The organism is Luteolibacter sp., from assembly GCF_058122085.1.
On the sequence record NZ_JBIKBQ010000186.1, the window covers coordinates 1 to 3,592 of the forward strand.

Below are 3,592 nucleotides of genomic sequence, written 5' to 3' on the forward strand. Positions count from 1 at the left end.
CCGGTGATCGCCGCCACTTTCAAGCCGCTTCGCCTTCTATTTTTTCGAGACCTTGATCTCGAACATCTGCGGCCAGTATTTGCCGGTAACGAGCAGGTGGCCGGTGGCGGGGTCATGGGCGATGCCGTTGAGAACCTCGGCGCGGTTGGGCTTGGCGAGCTGCTTCCGCAGGCCGGCGAGGTCGAGCCAGCCGGTGACCTGGCCGTCTTCGGGCGAGATGCGCGCGATTCGGTTGGTCTGGTAGATGTTGGCGAAAATCTGGCCGTCGATCCATTCGAGTTCGTTGATGTTGGTGAGCGGGTTTTTCCCGTCTTTGACTTCGAGGGTTCTAACGACGGTGAAATCCTTGGGGTTGATGAATTTCAGATCGCTGCTGCCGTCGCTCATGACGAGCTGGTTGCCGTCCGTCGTTAGGCCCCAGCCTTCGCCTTGATAGGTGTGGCTGCGGATGGGCTTGAAGGTGTCCGGCTCGAAGACATAGGCGGTGTTTTCCTTCCAGGTGAGCACGAACATTTCGCGGTTGATGATGGTGAGGCCCTCGCCGAAGACGGTCTTGGCGAGCGGCCGCTTGCGGAGGATTTTCCCGGTGGCGGGCTCGATTTCGCGGAGCGTGGACTCGCCGTATTGGCCGGTGCTTTCAAACAGGCGGCCGCCGGTGAGTTGAAGGCCCTGGGTGTAGGCGGTGGGGTCGTGCGGGCGGGTGGAAATGATTTGATAGCCGAGCTGCTCCGGCGCGGATTTCTGGCAGGAGGTGAGCGCCAGCACGGCGGCGGCGAGCGGGGCGAACCATTTCATGAGGTCAGAGGGCGGTGAATTTTTTCCAGCATTCCAGGAAGCCGGGCGCGAAATCCGCCGGGTGGGCGGCGATCCAGGCGGCGATTTCCGCGAGCGGGAACCACATCACCGCGTCCACCTCGGCGGACGGGAAACGCAGGGGTCCGTCGTGGCGGATGCGATAGAGTCGGACGTGTTCCCAGCCGGTTTCGACGCCGGGCGTGATACGGGCGATTTCCTCGGGCGCGGTCTCGGTGGTGATGCCCATTTCCTCCTCGAGTTCCCTAACGGCGGCGGCTTCGTAGGACTCGCCGGAATCGAGGTGGCCGGAAACGCTGGAGTCCCACAGGCCGGGGCACATGTCTTTGAGCAGCGAGCGTTTTTGGAGGAGCAGGTCGCCGCGCTTGTTGAAAACGAAGACGTGCACGGCGCGGTGGGTGAGCTTTTGCGCGTGGACTTCGCCGCGGGTGGCGGTGCCGGTGACCTGGTCGTCGGCGTCCACGACGTCGAAGATTTCCCCGGATTTCTGCGGCACGTCCTTGAGCGGGTGCGGATCGTAGGCGCGGGTGAGATCGACCCACTGCGCGAGCGTGAGCTCCTCGCCGCGGACGGTGGCGGTGACGCCGAGGCCGGCGGTGGTTTCGTCCCACGGCGGGCCGTCGGGGAGTTGTTTTTTGAGCTGCTTGCGGCGTTGGGCGAAGCCGCGGCGGATGAGCTCGTCGAAAAGGCGGTAGTCGAAGGTGGGCAATCCGCTGGTCCGCGGCGTGAGCACGGCGACGCTGGAATCGATTTTCGGCTGCGGGTAAAACGCCTCGGGCGGCACGGTGCGCAGCGATTTCACTTCCCAGTTCGCCTGCGTCCGCAGCGAGAGGATGCCGTAGTCCTTGGTGCCGGGCGCGGCGCCGAGGCGGTCGATGACTTCCTTTTGCAGCATGATCACCGCGCGCTCGAACGGGTGTGGGCGGCTGAGCAGGTTTTTGAGAATCGCGCCGCCGCAGGAGTAGGGGAGGTTGCCGAGGAATTTCAGCGGGCGGTGTTTGAAGAGCTGGCGGCCGTCGAACTTCACGCCGTCGGCGTGGTGGACTTCCACGCTCGGGTCGTCGCGGTGTTGGTGTTTCAGGGCTTCGGCGAGGCGGGCGTCGAACTCGATGAGGATCAATTTCCGGACTTTTCCGACCAGATGTTCGCTGAGCGATCCGGTGCCGGGGCCGACTTCCACCACCGCGTCGTCCGCCGTGATTTCCAGCTGCGAGACGATCCAGCGCGCCATGTTCGGGTCGATGAGGAAATTCTGCCCCAGCTGTTTGCTCGGCATCACCCCCGCGTGAATCAGCGCTTCTCGAATTTCCCGACCGGTCATGGCCGCCGTTCATGCCGCATCGCGGCGCGGCGTGCAACTCAAACGCGCGAACGGCGGCGAAGGACCAGCGTCGATGCGCCCAGCAGGGCGAGAACGCTCGCCGAAGGCTCCGGGATGATGGCGAAAATCTGCGGCCGGTAATACGACAAATCCGCGATGGCCGTCTGGACCCCGAACACCGCGGTCTCCGCGCCGCCGGGCTGGGTCTCGTAGGTGCTCACTGCAAACATCATGCCCGACAGCTCCCATGAGCCGCCGTTGTTGGAAAACACCGCGCCGCCGGAATCTCCGACGACCGCCTGCGCTTCGTTGCTGATGTCGGAATCGAACCGGGTTGAAAACGAAACCACATGCACCGGCGCGAGCAGGCTTCCCACGTTGACGTAGAAATTGTTGTCGTCGACGGCGTTTTTGCCCCAGCGGACTTCGGTTGTCGCGGTGGTTTTGAAGCCGGAAATATTGGATAGCAGCTGTGTGGTTTCCACCCAGGTGTCGTTGTTATTGCCCACAACCTCGGTGCGGTTCCAGTACGTGGGCGCGCTTTGCTGCGAGCGGCCGTTGCCGATCATCGTCACCTGGCTGGCGACGGTGGGAGTGGCGCCGGAAATCGTCACGCCCGGGAGGGCCGGCGGCGCGCTCAAGCGGAACAGCACGATGTCCGTGAAGGTGCTCAGCGGGCCGTCGTTCGTCAGCCGGTGAAAACTGCCAACCTCGGTGGCGTAGTTGGTTCCTCCGAAATTCACCGAGGCGGGGAGCGAGCTGCTCACGTGGTTGGCCGTGAGCACCCAGCCGTTGGCCAGATAGATGGCGGACGCGCCGTTGAGCGTGCCGACGTTGTTGAAATTCTGGGGCCCGGAGATTGCCGTGTTGTTCGGGCCGCCCGAGGCGATCACGACCGCCTCTGCGGTCTGACAGCAGGCGACGAAGCCGAGAAACAACAAGCGGGGCCCTTTCACGAAGCGGAAGCTCGGATTTCCCGTGGGATTAGGCAAATCCAAAACTTCCGGCGTTCCCCGCAGTTGACGCCTGTCCCGTCATGGTTTCCCATCGGCCCATGTCCGAGCCCAAACTGAAGAAGCCGCTGTCCTCCCACCGCTGGGTTCTCGGCTATCTGATGAAAGAGAAGGCGGTTTTCCTGCCCTCGCTCGCCGCGCTCTTTTTCACCGCCATCCTCTCGCTGGCGTTCCCGTATTACCTCAAGGAGCTCATCGGAAATCCCACCGACGCCCTCCGCCAAGGTGTTGATCCCGCGCAGGTCTTGGAGAAATCCAACCACGTCGTGCTCATGCTCATCAGCGTGCTCGCCGTGCAATCCGTCATCGCCTTTTTCCGCGTCCAGGGCTTCATCCGTTCCGGCGAGGCCGCCCTGAACCGGCTGCGCCGCGATGTCTTCGCACACCTGGTGAAACTGCCGGTGCCGTTCTATCAAGAGCAACGCTCCGGCGCCCTCAGCAACCG

Annotated in this window: 4 protein-coding genes; 1 reads left to right on the forward strand and 3 read right to left on the reverse strand. The window is 63.4% G+C overall.

All coding sequences use genetic code 11. The features are described 5' to 3' along the window. Positions 1-36 precede the first annotated feature (36 nt). From AC4DF4_RS18160 to AC4DF4_RS18170, 3 genes are all read right to left on the reverse strand, one after another. Entirely contained in the window at positions 37-795 is a 759-nt protein-coding gene (locus AC4DF4_RS18160) for a glutaminyl-peptide cyclotransferase (RefSeq protein ID WP_490049512.1), read from the reverse strand. Between the two features lie 4 nt (positions 796-799). Continuing rightward, entirely contained in the window at positions 800-2,089 is a 1,290-nt protein-coding gene (rsmA, locus tag AC4DF4_RS18165) for a 16S rRNA (adenine(1518)-N(6)/adenine(1519)-N(6))-dimethyltransferase RsmA (protein WP_490049513.1), read from the reverse strand. Between the two features lie 83 nt (positions 2,090-2,172). Further along, positions 2,173-3,090 carry a trypsin-like serine protease gene (locus AC4DF4_RS18170; protein ID WP_490049514.1) on the reverse strand — a complete coding sequence of 306 codons (918 nt, stop codon included), beginning with the start codon at positions 3,088-3,090 and terminating at the stop codon, positions 2,173-2,175. Between the two features lie 98 nt (positions 3,091-3,188). Here AC4DF4_RS18170 and AC4DF4_RS18175 point away from each other — a divergent pair. Next, a partial coding sequence (locus AC4DF4_RS18175; protein ID WP_490049515.1) for an ABC transporter transmembrane domain-containing protein occupies positions 3,189-3,592 on the forward strand: 404 nt, incomplete at its 3' end.

Coding starts and splice junctions, on each gene's coding strand:
- AC4DF4_RS18160 (WP_490049512.1), bottom strand. CDS start 795: ATGAAATGGTTCGCCCCGCTCGCCGCCGCCGTGCTGGCGCTCACCTCC.
- rsmA (WP_490049513.1), bottom strand. CDS start 2,089: ATGCCGAGCAAACAGCTGGGGCAGAATTTCCTCATCGACCCGAACATG.